Origin of the sequence: Spirosoma radiotolerans, from assembly GCF_000974425.1 — a bacterium.
GTDB classification, from domain to species: Bacteria; Bacteroidota; Bacteroidia; order Cytophagales; family Spirosomataceae; genus Spirosoma; species Spirosoma radiotolerans.
This window is the reverse complement of record NZ_CP010429.1, coordinates 6,550,377-6,568,028: the sequence shown is the minus strand read 5'-3', so window position 1 is coordinate 6,568,028 and position 17,652 is coordinate 6,550,377. Positions and strand designations below refer to the sequence as shown.

13 protein-coding genes are annotated in these 17,652 nt (G+C 48.7%); 3 read left to right on the top strand and 10 right to left on the bottom strand.

Features of this window, described 5'->3' with window-relative positions:
* Nucleotides 1-29: 29 nt before the first annotated feature.
* The 3 genes from mutL to fusA all read right to left on the bottom strand — a co-directional run bounded on the left by mutL (nucleotide 30) and on the right by fusA (nucleotide 4,785).
* Nucleotides 30-2,075, bottom strand: a complete 2,046-nt coding sequence (mutL, locus tag SD10_RS26770) for a DNA mismatch repair endonuclease MutL (RefSeq protein WP_046578312.1) — start codon at nucleotides 2,073-2,075, stop codon at nucleotides 30-32.
* Between the two features lie 178 nt (nucleotides 2,076-2,253).
* Nucleotides 2,254-2,559 carry a 30S ribosomal protein S10 gene (gene rpsJ, locus SD10_RS26765; RefSeq protein WP_012930032.1) on the bottom strand — a complete coding sequence of 102 codons (306 nt, stop codon included), beginning with the start codon at nucleotides 2,557-2,559 and terminating at the stop codon, nucleotides 2,254-2,256.
* 114 nt (nucleotides 2,560-2,673) lie between these two features.
* A complete protein-coding gene (fusA, locus tag SD10_RS26760; RefSeq protein WP_046578309.1) occupies nucleotides 2,674-4,785 on the bottom strand; it encodes an elongation factor G in 2,112 nt (703 codons plus the stop codon).
* Between the two features lie 214 nt (nucleotides 4,786-4,999).
* Between fusA and SD10_RS26755 the strand changes: the two genes are divergently transcribed.
* The gene (locus tag SD10_RS26755) at nucleotides 5,000-6,787 is read left to right on the top strand and encodes an ABC transporter ATP-binding protein (RefSeq protein ID WP_046578307.1); all 1,788 of its coding nucleotides are present in this window, start codon (nucleotides 5,000-5,002) and stop codon (nucleotides 6,785-6,787) included.
* Nucleotides 6,788-6,867: 80 nt separating this feature from the next.
* Here the strand turns inward: SD10_RS26755 and SD10_RS26750 are convergent, their stop codons facing one another.
* Nucleotides 6,868-7,581, bottom strand: a complete 714-nt coding sequence (locus SD10_RS26750) for a LexA family transcriptional regulator (RefSeq protein ID WP_046578306.1) — start codon at nucleotides 7,579-7,581, stop codon at nucleotides 6,868-6,870.
* A gap of 121 nt (nucleotides 7,582-7,702) precedes the next feature.
* Between SD10_RS26750 and SD10_RS26745 the strand changes: the two genes are divergently transcribed.
* Entirely contained in the window at nucleotides 7,703-8,968 is a 1,266-nt protein-coding gene (locus tag SD10_RS26745; RefSeq protein WP_046578304.1) for a DNA polymerase Y family protein, read from the top strand.
* Between the two features lie 39 nt (nucleotides 8,969-9,007).
* Here the strand turns inward: SD10_RS26745 and SD10_RS26740 are convergent, their stop codons facing one another.
* Both SD10_RS26740 and SD10_RS26735 read right to left on the bottom strand, forming a co-directional pair.
* The gene (locus tag SD10_RS26740; RefSeq protein WP_046578302.1) at nucleotides 9,008-9,868 is read right to left on the bottom strand and encodes a pirin family protein; all 861 of its coding nucleotides are present in this window, start codon (nucleotides 9,866-9,868) and stop codon (nucleotides 9,008-9,010) included.
* 92 nt (nucleotides 9,869-9,960) lie between these two features.
* Entirely contained in the window at nucleotides 9,961-10,785 is an 825-nt protein-coding gene (locus SD10_RS26735; protein WP_046578301.1) for an Fpg/Nei family DNA glycosylase, read from the bottom strand.
* A 381-nt stretch (nucleotides 10,786-11,166) separates the two neighbouring features.
* On the opposite strand from SD10_RS26735, the gene SD10_RS26730 reads away from it, so the two are divergent.
* Nucleotides 11,167-12,102 carry a hypothetical protein gene (locus SD10_RS26730; RefSeq protein WP_046578299.1) on the top strand — a complete coding sequence of 312 codons (936 nt, stop codon included), beginning with the start codon at nucleotides 11,167-11,169 and terminating at the stop codon, nucleotides 12,100-12,102.
* Between the two features lie 114 nt (nucleotides 12,103-12,216).
* Here SD10_RS26730 and SD10_RS26725 read toward each other — a convergent pair whose 3' ends face one another.
* The 4 genes from SD10_RS26725 to SD10_RS26710 form a co-directional block, all read right to left on the bottom strand.
* A complete protein-coding gene (locus SD10_RS26725; RefSeq protein WP_046578297.1) occupies nucleotides 12,217-12,657 on the bottom strand; it encodes a hypothetical protein in 441 nt (146 codons plus the stop codon).
* A 13-nt stretch (nucleotides 12,658-12,670) separates the two neighbouring features.
* Entirely contained in the window at nucleotides 12,671-13,525 is an 855-nt protein-coding gene (locus tag SD10_RS26720) for a transglutaminase domain-containing protein (protein WP_046578294.1), read from the bottom strand.
* Between the two features lie 94 nt (nucleotides 13,526-13,619).
* On the bottom strand, nucleotides 13,620-15,257 hold the full coding sequence (locus SD10_RS26715) for an OmpA family protein (RefSeq protein WP_046578292.1): 1,638 nt from the start codon (nucleotides 15,255-15,257) through the stop codon (nucleotides 13,620-13,622).
* A gap of 75 nt (nucleotides 15,258-15,332) precedes the next feature.
* Nucleotides 15,333-17,624 (bottom strand): ATP-dependent helicase, encoded by a 2,292-nt coding sequence (locus tag SD10_RS26710; protein WP_046578291.1) that lies wholly within the window; start codon nucleotides 17,622-17,624, stop codon nucleotides 15,333-15,335.
* Nucleotides 17,625-17,652: the final 28 nt, after the last annotated feature.

The window sequence follows — 17,652 nt, the reverse complement described above, 5'->3', positions numbered from 1 at the left end:
TTGACAAGTTAGGCTGATTAACTCAATTATCAGCGAAAAAGCCCCGCAATTTTATCCAACGATAACACAACCGTCACAGGTTCACCAGTTGGTGTATAACTTGGATTTGCAGAGGCAAATAATTGATTGACTAAAGCTTTCCGTTCCGTTGGGCTCAGGCGGTTTACATAACGCATAGCTGACCGGCGGGCCAGCGAACGCGCCATCGACTCAACACGATCTAACTTAAGTCGGCCTGTATCTGCCCGCAGTTGAGCCAGCAGGTTGGCAAACAGTTCTTCTTCATTTTCGCCCATAATCAGGGCCGGTACACCCCGAATAACGAAGGTATTAGCACCCAGTTCGTCGAACTCAAATCCCAGATTTGTCAGATCATCACGCAACTCAAGGGCCAGTTGAAAATCGACCGGCATCAGCGTAATTGTTTTTGGAAACAATAGCTGCTGAGACGCGCCATTCCGCTTTGTCAGGGCTGCGTGAAACTGATCATACAAAATACGTTCATGCGCACGCCGTTGGTCAATCAATAACATACCAGACTTGATAGGCGCCAGTAAGTAACGATTTTGAATCTGAACAATGGTATCATCATCAACGAATACGGGTATGTCTTGTTCGGGGAGTTCCAGACTAACTTTTAGTTGGTTGGCCCGGCTCCCCAATGTAATCGGCTCACCGTCGGTCGATACCTGTTCTGGCAATGGGGTGGCCTGAGTTGTCTTTCCTAACCAATCGCCCCCTGCTTCGGATGGATCGGGCGAGGTGACTGATCGGTCGCTGGGAGTAGGTGTGGCAATGCCGTCGTATAAGGCCTGCCAATTATTGACAGAAGGTTTTTTGGGAATGTCAAAACTATGGCCGGCGGCTTTATCCAGCGAGTCATTGCGCGATGCGCTTCGCTCATTAGTCGGTTGGGGCCCGCCAGATGCCCATGATGGGGTCATAGGCCGGGCATTTGCTGCTGACTGAGTTGTTGACAAAACGGGACTGTCTGCTTTACTTTCTGAAGCCTCAGATTTGGCCGTACCCGGACGAACACCGGCCAGAAAATTCACATCTGAGTCAAAATCGAGCGAAGGGGAGAGGTTATAGAGGCCTACCGCTTTCCGAACAGCGGCCATCATGATCGCATATACCGACCGTTCGTCGTCAAACTTTATTTCTGTTTTGGTCGGGTGAATATTGATATCGATGTGCGATGGATCAATATCGATAAACAGCACATAGAACGGATGGCTGCCTTCGGGCAAGGTGCCCTCGTAGGCACCAACGACCGCATGGTGCAGGTAGTTATGCCGGATGAATCGGTTATTGACAAAGAAGAACTGCTCATTTCGGGCTTTCTTGGCCGATTCCGGCTTACCAATGTAGCCATGTACGGTTACGTAAGGTGTTTGCTCCTCGCAGAAATTAAGCTGTTCACGGTAACTTTTGCCAAACATGTCAACAATCCGACGGCTTAGTTTCCCGGCCGGAAGGTTATAAATTTCCTGGTCGTTATGGAAAAGAGAGAAAGCGACTTCCGGGTTGGCCAGCGCTACCCGCTGGAACTCGTCGATGATATGCCGCATTTCTACCGAATTCGACTTCAGAAAGTTACGCCGGGCCGGTACATTGAAGAATAGATTTTTAATCAGCAGGTTTGTGCCGGGTAGGCATGATATGGATTCCTGCGCTTTAATATCTGAGCCCTCAATCCGGATCAAGGTACCTAGTTCCTCTTCAGCCCGGCGGGTTCTCATTTCAATTTGGGCAACCGCAGCAATAGAGGCCAGGGCTTCGCCCCGAAAGCCCATCGTTCGGATACGGAACAAGTCGTCGGACGTGCGAATCTTAGACGTTGCATGTCGTTCAAAACTCATGCGCGCGTCGGTTTCAGTCATGCCGAGGCCATCATCCACAATTTGAATCAGATTACGACCAGCTTCGCGAATAATGACCTGTACTGACTTCGCTTTAGCATCTACCGAATTTTCGAGTAATTCTTTTACCACCGAAGCTGGTCGCTGGACAACTTCGCCAGCGGCTATCTGGTTAGCAATCGAATCGGGTAGTAGCTGAATGACATTTTGCATAACGGATAAAATCTCCCTGAACGGCTGTCTGCCGGACTAGACAATATACAAAATAACCCCTTAAAAGCCCTTATAATTCAACAGAATCTGAGGGAAATTTACCAGATACAAAATGCCGCCAGTGCGAAACGGATTAGGTCTCGTACTGGCGGCATTAAAGGCCTTTAGCCGGAAATCGTTAGACTTTGATTTCTACATCAACACCACTAGGGAGTTCGAGCTTCATCAGCGCGTCTACCGTTTTAGCACTGCTGCTGTAGATGTCTACTAACCGCTTGTACGTGCAAAGCTGGAACTGCTCCCGAGCTTTTTTGTTGACGTGGGGCGACCGCAGTACGGTGTAGATTTCTTTGTTCGTTGGCAGAGGGATGGGGCCGCTTACGATAGCACCCGTTGATTTAACCGCTTTCACGATTTTCTCAGCCGACTTGTCAACCAGCATGTGGTCGAACGACTTTAGCTTAATGCGAATTTTTTGACTCATTGTGTTTTGGTTCGTTATGTGAACAGGGCCGCCGAAAGAACCATTTACTCCGACGACACAAAAAAAAGGTAGTCGACCGGTTCTGACCGACTACCTAATATCGATTAAGACGTATTACTTGCTACCTTTCTCTTTCGCTACAACTGTATCCGAGATGTTCTGCGGTACCACTTCGTAGTGAGCAAATGTCAGGTTAGCTGTAGCACGACCCGACGACATGGTGCGTAGGTCGGTTACGTAACCAAACAGTTCAGACAGAGGAACGTCGGCTTTAATTACCTGCGAACCGGCTTTCGTATCCATGCCTTTCATCACACCCCGACGACGGTTCAGGTCACCTGTGATTGGGCCTGTGTATTCTTCTGGTGTCAGCACTTCAACGGCCATGATTGGTTCGAGCAATTTCGGACCAGCCTGACGGGCTGCTTCACGGAAGCCTAAACGAGCGGCCATTTCGAACGACAGCGCATCGGAGTCAACATCGTGATACGAACCGTGGAACAACCGAACTTTCATGCTTTCGAGCGGGAAGCCAGCTAACGGACCGTTTTTCAGCGACTCGTCAAAGCCTTTCTGAACGGCTGGAATAAATTCACGGGGAATAACACCACCGACAATGCCATTCACAAACTCTAAGCCTGGCTGAATCACACCCGTTTCGTCTTCGCTCCGTGGTCCAAGTTCAAACACGATGTCCGCGAATTTACCGCGACCACCCGTTTGTTTCTTGTACACTTCGCGGTGCTCAACGTTTTTGGTCAGCTTCTCTTTGTAAGCTACCTGTGGAGCGCCTTGGTTTACTTCAACCTTAAATTCACGACGCATCCGGTCGATGATGATCTCGAGGTGAAGTTCGCCCATACCCCGGATAATGGTCTGGCCGGTTTCTTCATTCGATTCAACTTTAAGGGTTGGATCTTCTTCGATCAGTTTACCAATTGCTTTCGAGAAGTTGTCCTGGTCGGCTGATTTCTTCGGCTCGATTGCATAACCGATAACGGGATCGGGGAATACCATCGACTCCAGAACGATTGGGTTCTTTTCATCAGACAGCGTATCGCCCGTCTTGATGTCTTTGAAACCAACCACAGCACCAATGTCACCGGCTTCCAACCGCTCGATCTGGTTTTGCTTGTTGGCGTGCATCTGGAAAATCCGCGAAATCCGCTCTTTGTTGCCTGAACGGTTGTTCAGCACATAAGAACCTGATTCCAGAACACCTGAGTATGAACGCACAAAGCAAAGACGACCAACGTAAGGATCAGTGGCAATTTTGAATGCAAGGGCTGAAAATGGCTCGGTTGATGAAGGTTTCCGGGAAATCTCTTCACCTGTGTCCGGGTTCGTTCCTTTGATGCTTTCTTTGTCCAACGGCGATGGCAGCAGAGCCATTACGTAGTCGAGCATCGTTTGTACACCTTTGTTTTTGAAGGACGAACCGCAAAGCATTGGAACGATTTTCATCGCGATGGTTGCTTTACGCAAAGCCGCCAGGATTTCATCTTCCGAGATCGATTCTGGATCTTCAAAATATTTTTCCATCAGCGAGTCGTCGAATTCGGCAACGGCTTCAAGAAGTTTTTCACGCCATTCGGTGGCTTCGTCCAGCATATCGGCCGGAATAGGCACAACCTCGAAGGTCATGCCTTTATCGGTCTCGTTCCAGACAATGCCCCGGAAATTAACCAGATCAACTACCCCTTTGAAGTTTTCTTCTTCGCCGATTGGCAACTGAAGAGGAACAGCGTAGCTTCCCAGCATTTCCTTCACCTGCTTGCACACGTTCAGGAAGTCGGCGCCAGAGCGGTCCATTTTGTTAACGAAGCCCAGACGAGCGACGTTGTAGTTATTTGCCAGACGCCAGTTGGTTTCTGACTGAGGCTCAACGCCGTCAACGGCACTGAACAGGAACACCAGACCATCAAGTACACGGAGCGAGCGGTTCACTTCAACGGTGAAGTCAACGTGGCCTGGCGTGTCAATAATGTTGATGTGGTACTTATTCTCGCGGTAGGTCCAGTCAACAGTTGTAGCGGCTGAGGTAATGGTGATACCCCGCTCCTGCTCCTGCTCCATCCAGTCCATCGTGGCGGCACCATCGTGTACCTCTCCGATCTTGTGGCTTACCCCTGCGTAATAGAGAATTCGTTCGGTTGTGGTCGTCTTACCCGCATCAATGTGGGCAGCGATACCGATGTTTCTCGTGAAATTTAAATCGCGAGCCATTAGCTTGTTATACTGATAGTTATGTTTTTCTAAAATCGAAGGAAGAAGCCACTACAGTTGGCAGAGGGCTCCTTTGCGAATCAGGACGCAAAATTACTGAAAGTCAACCACAAATCAAATTGAAACTCAAAAGAATATAGTAGCCGTGATTGCTTGTAGTATCAGGATAGTATACTAATTTCGTTAACTTAAAGTATACCGTAACTTGAAAATCATGAAAAATCCGTATGTAGCTCTGCTGCGTACTGCCTGGACGTATGCCCGGCACGAAAAACGCCAGTATGTATTTGTTTATTTTCTATTTGCACTGGCCAACATTGCGAATGCCGCAAATCCGCTTCTGTTTGGTTGGTTTGTTGGCAAGTTGCAGGAGCAGCATACCGATATACCGAAACTCATCTGGATGTATGTCGGCGGCTACATGGGGCTGATGTTGCTGGAATGGGCCTTTCACGGCCCGGCGCGCGTTATGGAACGTCGGCTGGCGTTCAACCTGAGTCGCAATTTTTTGGATGAGCTGTTTCACCAAACCCTGCATTTACCGGTGGGTTGGCACAAAGATCATCACAGTGGGGCTACTATCAACCGGATCCGGAAGGCCTACGATGCGCTAAAAACGTTTTTTCAGGGCGGATTCGTGTATTTGCATGCATTCTCGAAACTGATATTCTCGTTCGGGGCGATGTTGTATTTTTCTCCTCTGTTCGGTTGTATTGGTCTGGTGTTAGGTGCGCTGACTGTCTGGGTTATTCTTCGCTTTGACCGTCCGTTTATCAAAGCACTGGACGAAACCAACGAGCGGGAACATGTCGTTTCGTCGACTCTTTTCGATAGCCTCTCGAACATCATCACAGTAATCACCTTGCGGTTGGAGCAACGGGTTCAGGCCAGTTTCGCCCAGAAAGTAGCCACTGTTTTCCCGCCCTTCATGCGGCAGGTGCGAATCAATGAATGGAAATGGTTCGTAGCCTCTACCCTGGTCGCGCTCATCTACATCGTTCTGGCAACGGGCTACATTTACCAGCACTATGTTCCGGGACAGGTTTTCCTGATTGGCGGCCTAGTGACGTTACTGGGTTATGTCAATCAGTTTACGAGTGTGTTTCATGACGTGGCCTATCAGTACACCCAAATTGTGCAGTTTAATACCGATGTACAGACGGTGCGTAATATCAGCGACGCCTATGCACAGCACGAACGCCCGGAGGACGAACTAATGCCTGCCAACTGGCAAACCATTGATATTGCCAATCTTAATTTCTCACACGGTCGACTTCAGAATACGCGGCATAAAATTCCTAATCTGAGCAATTTGCGGATCTGCCTGAACCGGGGCAAGCGGGTGGCGTTTATTGGTGAAAGTGGTTCGGGTAAAAGCACACTATTGACGCTCTTGCGGGGATTGTATCAGCCAGAACCAGGCCTGACCGTATGGATCGATGGGAAGGAGTCGCACGATTTAAACGCTGTGACGAACACCGTGACGCTCTTTCCGCAGGAGCCGGAAATTTTTGAAAATACGATTGCCTACAACATTACGCTTGGCCTACCTTTCAGTGATGAGGCCATCGACGAGGTTTGCCGGGTAGCCCATTTCAACGATGTTGTTCGGCATCTGCCAAATGGTCTGGAAACAAATATTCAGGAAAAAGGGGTGAACCTGTCGGGTGGACAGCGCCAGCGGTTAGCGCTGGCGCGTGGTGTGCTGGCGGCCCGCACCAGCGATATTGTGTTGCTGGATGAACCGACAAGCAGCGTAGACCCCAAAACAGAACTAGCGATTTATCGGGAGTTGCTGCATGAGTTTTCCGATAAAGCGGTTGTCTCGACGTTGCACCGGCTTCATTTATTACCCATGTTCGACTACATCTATATTATGGAAAAAGGCAGAATTGTGGATGAGGGCAGTTTTCCCGAACTACGTCACCGAAGTGTCATTTTCCAGGAGATGTGGGCGCACCAAAAAGAAGTGATGCATCAGGAGGAACTGGTTGTTGTGTAAACCAGACTTTATTACGTAAAACGGCCGGGCTATTTGATTGAGTAGCCCGGCCGTTTTGTATACTATAAGTTCTTATTTTCCTATTCCACAGGAGCTTCCACAATGGCCACAATTTTCCAGAGCGCCCGAATATCCTGCAACGGAACAGTTACATTGCCGCCATTGGGGTTGTCGGAGTGAAGCGTCAGGTATTTACGGGTCAGGAGCTCATTATCCCGAATACGTTTGACAACAAAATAATCCCGGTACATAACAGCATACACCCCGCCTGACTGGTATTCCCAGTTGTTTTCACTAACGGGTATCGCCAGTACTTTGGCACCGTGGGTTAGTTGAGGGCTCATACTGCTGCCCGAAATCTCCAGAACAACACCATTCTTGTGTCCTTTCATGATGGGTTTTCGAACACGAAATGACTCTACATCATTCATGCTAATGCCATCACTGAAACTCTCGACGAAGCTGGCATAAAATTTTACTGGCACAAAAGGCACCTCAATCGTATCATCGTCTGAAGGCATAATTCGGGCGTTTGCCTGCGGAGCATTCAAAACAGGCATAATACCCCGAATCAGGTAATCGGCACTGATCTGAGGATAGCAGGCCAGCAAACTCATGATGGTGTCATAAGAGGGCTTGGCCCGGCCGTTCAAAATATTATAAAACTTTGATGGGTTTTCGCCTAACTCCTTGGCAATCTGATAGATGGTTATGCCAAGGGCATCAAAAACCTGCTTAAGTCGATCTTGGACGGTCACGGAGCTTAGATTTTCATTTAGACAATTTTTAACCATTGTCGTCTGGATAAGTAGTATATATAATACAAGTAAAATATATTGCGCTTGTATTACAGCAAACATAGTCAAAATATAAACGAGTTCATGTGCCTGAGGGTACTTTCTTACCGAAAAATTAATGAACCATAATCGACTCTCTACCCATACACTGCCAACCGTTCTGTTTGTAGATATGAACAGCTTCTTTGCTTCCTGCGAACAGCAGGACAACTACTGGCTGCGTGGGCGGCCGGTTGGGGTATGCGTTTATACGGGGCGGAAGGGTTGCGTTATTGCTCCATCTATAGAAGCAAAGTTACGCGGTATAAAAACGGGTATGCGGCTGGACGAGGCCATGACGCTGTGCCCGGAACTAGTCCCTATAGAAACCCATCCGGCGCGCTATCGGGAGTACCATGTCAAAATCGTTGATGTGCTGCGTACATTCTCGGAGGATGTTGTCCCGAAAAGTATTGATGAGGCTGTCGTTGATTTAACAAATTATCAATTGGTCTATAAAGACATGCAGCAGACAGCCCTGGCGATTAAACAGGCTATCAGGCAAAAGGTGGGTGATTGGCTGCGTTGTTCGATTGGTATTGCCCCGAATGTTTTTCTGGCTAAACTGGCATCAGATATTCAAAAGCCGGATGGGCTGACGGTTATCACCCCCGAAACAATCGACCAGGTATTACAAACGCTCCGACTAACGGACTTGCCGGGTATTGGGCACCGCATGGCCGAGCGGCTTGAGGCAGGGGGCGTACATACTCCGCTTGAGCTTAGGTATGCTGCGCCAGAGCACCTCCGGGCTGTATGCAAAAGTATTATTGGCTGGCACTGGCACCTCCGGCTCAACTTTGGTGGCGAGGTGGATCTGGATACCAACCCCGATAACAAAAGTATGTCGGCCATGCGCACCGTTTCGGCCGATCAGCGCAACACCAGCGAACGTCTGGAGGAATTAGTCCAGTCACTCTGCCTTACTCTCGAACGACGAATGGTACGTCAGGGCGTTTTTTGTCAAGATATGTCCTTTTCCTGCCGCTACCAGAACGGGAAAACCTATAATTACGAAGTGCATTTTTCGGAGCCAAAGCAGGATGGCCCTGAACTGTTTACCCTTATTATGGAGCGTTTGGTAAAGTTTCAGAAGGCGCATCAGTGCGAGCCTGTTCTGAACGAGCACTTGCGTAGTGTGTCCGTAGCCGTGTTTCGATTTATACCGTCGGAAGTGGTGCCGCTACGTTTGTTTGGAAACGATACACGGAAGGATAAATTTCGCAAGGCGCTTTATGACTTGAAGACAAAATTTGGCTCCGATAAACTACTCCGGGCTACCGAACTGCGTGACAATCCCGCTTACCGGGACGTCATTGGCTTCGGAAACATAAAAGACCTATAACGTCAGGGCCAAACCCAGCGTTTAGCCCTGACACACTACTTAATTTAGAACACCCATTTTGCCCGCTTGAAAATCGCTGAAGGCTTCCATAATTTCTTCCCGGGTGTTCATCACAAACGGGCCATATACGGCCAATGGCTCCCGAATGGGCTCTCCAGCCAGAATAAGTACTTTCATCCATGACGTAGTTGCCAGATTAACGGTGTCGCCATCAATTTCTGTGAGAATCACCTGACCACGCTCAATTGGTTTACCATTGATTGTTCCCAGACCACTCAATACATAAACCATCAAACTATGATTGGCGGGAACCGTAATTGGTTCGGCCTGGCCATCGGTTAAGGTCAGATCGGCGACAATAATCGGACTGAACGTGTTGGCTGGGCCTTGTAAACCAGCTAGTTCACCCGCTATAACGCGTAACTGACCACCGTTGGATAGCGTACCAGTCGGAATACGTGAGGATGCAATATCCTGATAACGCGGTGGGCTCATCTTGTCCTTGGCCCGTAAGTTGACCCACAGTTGAACAAAGTCGAGCTTGCCTCCCTGCTGGGAAAACGCCCGTTCGTGTTTTTCTTCGTGAATTATACCCGAGGCTGCGGTCATCCACTGCACATCACCAGCAAACAGCTTTCCGTGATTACCCGCCGAATCACGATGCTCCAGAGCACCGTCATAAACAATGGTTACTGTCTCAAAGCCCCGGTGGGGATGCTCATCCACCCCTTTCGGCCGATCAGAAGGCTGCACCTGCATAGGCCCATGATGGTCTAATAATAAAAACGGATTGAATGGCCGCGATCCCTGCGGATGAAAAGCATTCAAACCAATGAAACCATCCCCAACGCTGTTAGGGGTGGCAGTGCGTATATCGGAAATTGTACGTTGCGTTGCCATAATACGTGTAGCTACATGTAATTTGAAAACCAACTTATTTCCCGACTAGTTCATTTCGGTATGGGTTGCTGCCAATAGCCGCTTAGCGGAGCTCAAAGCTGCGGAAGACGTTGTTCGTTCGGACAAAAGAAGGTTGTTCGGCCACCCACTACGGAGCGTTCGATGCGGGTATGGCAACGGGGACAGAACTTGTGTGCTTCAACGTCGTCGTAGGGAGAATCGTCCCACTCCCGAACATGGATCAGAAAGCTATTCGGAAAATCACGATAGGTAGCTTCGTAGCGGATTGCCGTCTCAAGAACAAGCCAGATAGCGTTGTGGAGCGCGGCCATCTGCGCATCCGTAAGGGTGTCGGCTCGCTGTTCGGGGTGTATGAATGCCTGAAAGAGTACCTCATCGACAATCCAGTTACCTAATCCAGCAACTACACTTTGGTCAAGTAGAACGGGTTTGATAAAGGCTTTTTTACGTCGTACCCGATTGGTTAGAGCGTCCAGTGAGATGGCCAGACCGTCTTCTCCAATCTTTTTACGAACCAGAAACGTAGGTATATCGTCTACTAAGCCGACACGTTCAAATTTACGAGGGCATAGAAAGCCAAGATTGAAGCCGTTGGTGAATTCAAAAACGATGCGGGCAAAGCGGGGCCGATCGAGCGAATTGTGGTAATAGGCCAGATCACCTGTCATACCAAAATGCATGTGTACGATGGTGTCGGGTGCGTCGGTCAGAACAAACAGGTTCTTGCCGACACGTTGTGTTGCTGTAAATTGCCTACCGATTAGTGCAGTTTGGAGCGTCGATAAATCGGTTGTCAATAGCTTTTTGTCTTCAACCTCAATATGGCTTATTGGCTGATAGAGTGATGATGTCTCAAGGTATTGGCGTCGGATTTCAACTTCTGGCAGCTCTGGCATCGTTGATGAGTTTGGAAAACAACCGTTGGTTAAGAGGAGTTGTTTTTCACTATTTATTCGCCAAGATAGGTGGAGTGATTAGCATTGTTAAAAAAAAGTATTTATTTTGCGGTGTATTTGTCTGATAGTCAGAAGGTGTTTTTGGTATAATTAGGGGTTAGATTAAAAACATTTCTAGAGGGCTATACGTTGTAGGAAGGCAATAGGTTAACCTGGTTGACGTTCAGTAAAAAACATAGGCGGGCTTAGCCCTCGTTTACATAGCCGACTTTTATTTTCTTGTTTACTTAAAAATCTCAGATGTAACAACCTCTACACAACCGCGGAAGCGGCTTTTTTTACAAGTCTGTGCATGTTCAATTGTTAAACTGAAAATTTTCAATGGAAAATAATTCGCAAAGGTCCAAAACAAACGGCGCTCTTCTGGCAGCTCTCATCATTATGACTGGCCTGGCTGGCGTATCGAGTTATCTGTACTTCGATCAGAAAAAAGTCTCTGAAAATCAAGAGGTAACCATCTCCGAGCGTGTAGAAGAACTGTCCACAACCCGTGTCAAGCTGGATTCGATCTCAACGGCTCTGGATGCCAAGATTGCTGAAGTACAAAAACTGGGTGGCGACGTTTCGGAACTGGAAAAAATGAAAGTGCAGTTGGAGCAGGACAAAGCATCACTGCGCAAAGGAAACCGGATCTCTATGGCTAAGTACGAAGCTAAAATCAAGCAGTACGAAGCGTTTCTGGTCGAAAAAGATACGCTCATCGCTAATCTTCAGCGTGAAAACGTAACCCTGGCATCGAACGTAAAGGTGCTGGATGAAGAGAACACGGGCCTTAAAACGGAGCGTCAACGCTTGACCGATTCCGTCACAACGGTTGTTTCTCAAAATCAGGAACTCTCTACCAAAGTTACCCGGGCGGCTGCATTGAAAGCGCAAAATGTGAAAGTGTTTGCGGTCAACGCTAAGGGTAAGGTTAAGGAAGACGATTCTTACAAAGCCAAGCGGTTAGATAAAATCAAACTGGTTTATACACTGCTTGATAATCCTCTGACCAAAGAAGAGCCTAAAGATGTGTTTGTTCGGGTACTTGATCCATCGGGCGCTGTTGTATCGGACATGGCTAATGGATCGGGCACATTCTCTGTAGATGGTAACGAAACTATCTACACCACCAAACAAACGGTAAATTATACCAGTAATGGTCAGAATGTTGAACTGCTTTATACCCGTGGCATTCCATATAAGCCAGGTAAGTATACGGTAGAACTATATTCAGAAGGATTCCGCATTGGCTCAGGTGAGTTTGCGGTTCGCTAATACCACATTGCTCTTACTAAAAAAAGCGCGGTACCCAATGGTACCGCGCTTTTTTAGTAAGAGCAATGTTCTGTCGTTTATTCGCATTTGTAAGCTGAAAACGCCAGGGGGTATTTATTGCTTTACACCGGCAAAGGTGAGAAAATCCTGCGAATCGCTCTCTACATCAATGCGCAACAACTTGCCCTGCTTTTCCATACCATTGTCAGTAAAAACCCGGTCGGTTTGCAAGGTGCCGATGTTCGCATTGGCAAGCCGTAACTGAACACCGTTAGCCTGACGGCTTAGGCTGACATTCTCAATTAAACGACTGGTTTTAACCGGAGAGAGCCTGGTATAAACCAACGTAACCACGCTGTCCGACTGTGCTTTCAGTTCAGCATACGGCATTTGGCCGGCCGAAATGGCCACGCAGGAAGGGTCGAGGTAGAAGTTGGTTCGATAAGTGCCGACTACTTCACTGGCCAACGAGGTCGAATTAGGTTGAATATCGCCCTCGTGCTGGCAGGCAGTCAGCATTCCTAGCAAAGAGCAGAAAAGCAGTCGTTTTTTCATAGGTATTAGCTATTTAATTAGGAGACCCAGCTGAGTTTGAAAGGGTTGGAGCCTCATTCGCTTTTTTTTCATTCTCCGCAGGCTCTACATGAACGGCGTCGACCCAGACGTTCATATTATTCAATGTCATTTGACCAAACTGAGTTGTAAAAGCCACATCGGCGGCATCGCGCCCATAAGCCACCGTAATGCGATTCCCTAACGGTTTTGCCTGTGTAGCATCGAACGTAAACCAGCGGCCATCTACATACGCTTCGAACCAGGCATGAAGATCCATGGGATTGAGCTGATACAAATAACCAACAACCATGCGGGCCGGAATATTCAACGCCCGGCAAAGTGATATGCCCAGATGCGTAAAGTCCCGACAAACGCCAATTCGGCTAGCGGCCGTATCGACTGCCGATGTACTGGCATTGCTGGTTCCGTACTGGTAGGTTATCGTTTCATGGATCCATTTCCGGATCGCTTCGGCCTGGTCATAGCCTGACGCCACATTTTCTGTAATCTGGGTGGCTAATTCCCCCAACTGATCTGACTGGCAATACCGGCTTGGGAGGGTATAATGCAACACATCATCGGGTAATTCTTCAACTGGCGTATAAGGCGCACCGGGAGCTGTATCAATCAGGTCGGCTGTTTGAACCGTTGCCGAGAAATGAATCGAAAATGGGCCTTCCGGGGCCACTACCCGTTGGCAAAGGTTACCGTACATGTCCGTAAACTCAGTAACATTGACCGCAGGCGTAATTTGGTATTCTTCCCGGATGATCCACTGCCCCGCACCGGATCGGGGACGAAGCATTAAGATAAGCGGAGTTGGAGTTTCGGCAAAAAAAGAAAGTTCGCAGCCGGCATTAAGTTGCATTTCTGGTAATAGTAAAATGGATGGGGAGTTCGTTTGACATATAGATTAACTCACAGTGAGGATGATAGTTAGTGAATCGTGAATCTTTATTTACTCACTTTCGTACAATCACAAACTCTACACGTCTATTTTTCTGGCGCCCTTCGTCGGTGTCATTTGTGGCAATAGCTTTCGATTCGCCAAATCCCTTACTGGCTACCCGGTCGGGTTCAATCCCTTTGCTGATGAAATACTCGCGGACGGCGTCAGCCCGATCCTGCGAAAGCTTGGCATTTATTTCGTTGGAGCCGGTGTTGTCGGTATGGCCACGCACTTCAATAACCATTTTCGGGCTTTCATTCAGCGTTGTCACAAGCCGGTCGAGCTCCGGTCCCGACTCCGGCCGAAGCTCCGATTTGCCAGTGTCGAAAAAGATGTTGTTCAGGCGAACAACGCTTCCGCTCACCAGGGGAATCATGTTGAGTTGCTTGCCGGTAATCTCCTGAAACCCCTTGGATTGCGTTAGGTCAATGTTATCACCTTCGGCAACGAAATCTTTCGCGATTGCCCGCATCGTGTATTTCTGGCCATACGGCAGCACAATCTTGTATTCACCCGTAACAGGGTCGGATGTAGCTTCGCCCACTTCGGCACCATCGGGTAAGGTTTGGTAAATAATTCGGGCCTCTACAGGCTTACCCGTCGTCTGATTAATGACCTTGCCGCTGATGAGCGCGACGGGGTCAGGACGAGGAGCCTCCGTTTTGTTAGCCACATCATCGCCACCGCCACCCAGTCTGCCAGGTTGATTAGCAGGCTGGATATCGCTGAGCTTGACACGAACAATATCACCCTTTCCAAGCGTGTTCTTGAATGTGGTTAGATAAGCGTAATCACCTGACGCACTGAGTGTATAATATGCATCGTACCCATCCGTATTGACTTTTGGGCCGAGGTTAACCGGCTTCGACCAGTGCTTCCAGGTTTTGTCTACGCGCTTGCAGACATAGACGTCATTGCTGCCCAGGCCGCCTTCCCGATTGCTTGAGAAATACAGCGTAGCGCCATCGGGAGCCAGAAAAGGCGTTGTTTCCGTAAACTTCGTATTCACCTCAGAACCAAGGTCCATTGGCTTTGTCCATGACCCGTCTTTCTGCCGAAAGCTGACGTAAATATCATCTTCTTTACTATTTTTCTTCTCGCTAAACGCCATGAGAAGTACCTTTCCATCAGCCGACATAAAGCCGCAGTCAAACTGGCCTTTGCTCATGTTGACGTAGCTGGGAATATCCATTTTTTGCGGAGGTGACCAGCCGCCGGGTGTTTTCTTACTCAGCGAAAATCCCCGGGTTTCGTAGGTTCCGTTGTTGTATTGCCCTTTTATGAGCATACTGTTGCCGTCGGGCGTAATGCTGTAAGCGCAATTGTATTCGTCTTTATTGAGTGGAAAACCCATCCGTCGGGCGGGCCCCCACTTACCACTGGCTGGGTCGAGTTCGGAGTACCAGATATCCTGACTGCCTTTGGTGCCGTGTGTGTTGTTTGGATGGCTGATTCGGGCAAAGTAAAGTGTTTTACCATCCGGTGAAATCATCGGATTAATCTCGTTATACTCCGAGTTAACCTGGTTGCCCAGGTTTTCGACCCCCGAATTTGTACCAGCCGTTTGGGTTGAGTCTACCTTGGGTTGCCCGTTTGTACACAACGAGATATGCAGTAAAAAACAGGCTACAAAAGCGCCGGAAACATTCATGGATCTAACAAGGGACAGTGGGGTGCTTATAGAAAGAACGCTGGTGACAGCCGGTTTTGTATGAAACCGGTTCTGCTACACCACCCGCAACTTTGCAAAGCTAAGTAGCAGCACTTTTTCGCCTGCTTTCTCAAAGGCAATCGTCGCTTTTCGCTCGGTTCCATTCACATCTACAGCTTTAACCGTGCCAAAACCAAACTTGGCATGTTCAACGCGCTGGCCAGCCGCCAGATCAGCTGTGCTGCTTGGCGCAAAATCGGCCGAAGGCGTATGCGATACCAGTGGCTGTGGCGCCTGCGAACGAGCCGTTTTCTGCGCCAGTGACCTGACAAAGCTCATCGAACCGGTTGATGTACTTTCACTCCGATCCCGTTCCGGCCGGTCAAAGTCCATCCGGCTGGGCGCCGACCGCTGTTTGGACATCTTCAGGTATTGCTGGTCCATTTCCATCAAAAAGCGGCTGGGTTCGCACATCTTCAGGCGACCATAATGGTAGCGCGTTTCAGCATACGACATGGTCAGGCGTTTTTCGGCCCGAGTGACGGCTACGTAAAACAGGCGTCGTTCTTCTTCCAGGTCGTTGCGACTTTCGAGCATCATCTGGCTTGGAAACAGATCTTCCTCCAGACCTACAATGTGTACATTCTTGAACTCCAGCCCTTTGGCTGCGTGAATAGTCATCAACGTCACTTTGTCATTGTCGCCATCATCCTCTTTCTCGTCGGCGGTGGTGAGCAGCGATACCGATTGCAGAAACGCACTCAGACTCTTCTCTTCGTTGTCTGGATTATCGACAAATTCCTTGATCGCATTCAGCAATTCCTGTACGTTCTCGTAACGGGCAAGTCCCTCAACGGTTTTGTCGTCATACAATTCCTTGAGTAGTCCCGACGCTTTGGCAATGTGCGAAGCTACTTCGAACGCATCTTTCTGATCGAGCAGAAGTTTGAAGCTTTTGATCAGATCGGCAAACGCTTCAATCGCAATCGCCGACCGACCAGCTACGTGCTTCGTTATTTCGGCGACAATTTCCCAAATCGAATCCTGTTTCTCGGCCGCAATCACGCTAAGCTTGGCAATGGTCGTATCACCAATACCCCGTTTGGGTAAGTTGATGATTCGTTTAAACGCTTCTTCGTCCTGTTGGTTGACTGTAAAACGCAGATACGCAATTAAATCCTTGATTTCTTTGCGCTGGTAGAACGACAGGCCACCAATAATGCGGTACTTGATGCTCACTTTGCGCAAGGCCTCTTCAAAAGCCCGCGACTGGGCGTTGGTTCGGTAAAGAATGGCAAAGTCGTTGTTGACCAGCGAACCGTTCATTTTGGCTTCAAAAATGGACGAAGCCACCAACCGTCCTTCTTCGTTATCGGATGATGCCTTGATTACATCAATCAGCGTACCGTCTTCATTATCGGTGAAGACGTGTTTCTCCAACTGATTTTTGTTCCGGGAGATAATGGAGTTGGCCGCCTGGACAATCGTTTTGGTGGACCTATAGTTCTGCTCCAGCTTAACGATCTTGACGTTTTCCTTCCCATAGTCGCGCTGGAAGTTAAGAATGTTTTCAATGTTGGCTCCCCGGAACGCATAGATGCTTTGCGCATCATCACCGACAATACAAATATTCTGATGAACAGCGGCCAGCTTGCGGGTGATAAGGTACTGAGAGACGTTCGTATCCTGAAACTCATCGACCATCACGTGCTGAAACTTGTGCTGGTATTTATTCAGAATATCCAGATGATCGCGGAATAAGACATTTGTGTTAAACAGCAGATCATCAAAGTCCATGGCGTTGGCCGCAAAGCAACGTACCGCATACTGCTTATAAATCCGGCCAATATGGGGCATTCGGGCTGCCTCGTCATCGGCCAGAATAACCGCGTTGTTCAGGTAGTCTTCCGGACCGATGAGCCGGTTTTTTGCACCGGAAATACGGCTAAAAACACTGTTAACCCGATACACTTTATCATCGAGCCCCATCTCTTTAACAATACTCCGCAGCAGCGACTTGGAGTCATCGGTGTCGTAGATCGAGAAGTTACTGGTGTAACCAATGGCTTTGGCTTCGATCCGTAGAATCTTGGCAAAGACCGAGTGAAACGTACCCATCCAGATGTTGCGGGCTTCTGTGCCAACAACTTTCTCGATACGGCTCCGCATTTCGCCAGCCGCTTTGTTGGTAAACGTCAGCGACAGAATCCGAAATGGGTCAACCCCGGTTTCAATCAGGTGAGCAATCCGGTAAGTCAGTACGCGGGTTTTCCCCGAGCCGGCTCCGGCTATAATCATTAACGGGCCGCTGCCGTGCATAACGGCCTCCCGCTGAGGGTCATTTAATCCAGAAATATAATCAACCATTCCGCTCGTTTCTCTTCCTTCTATAACA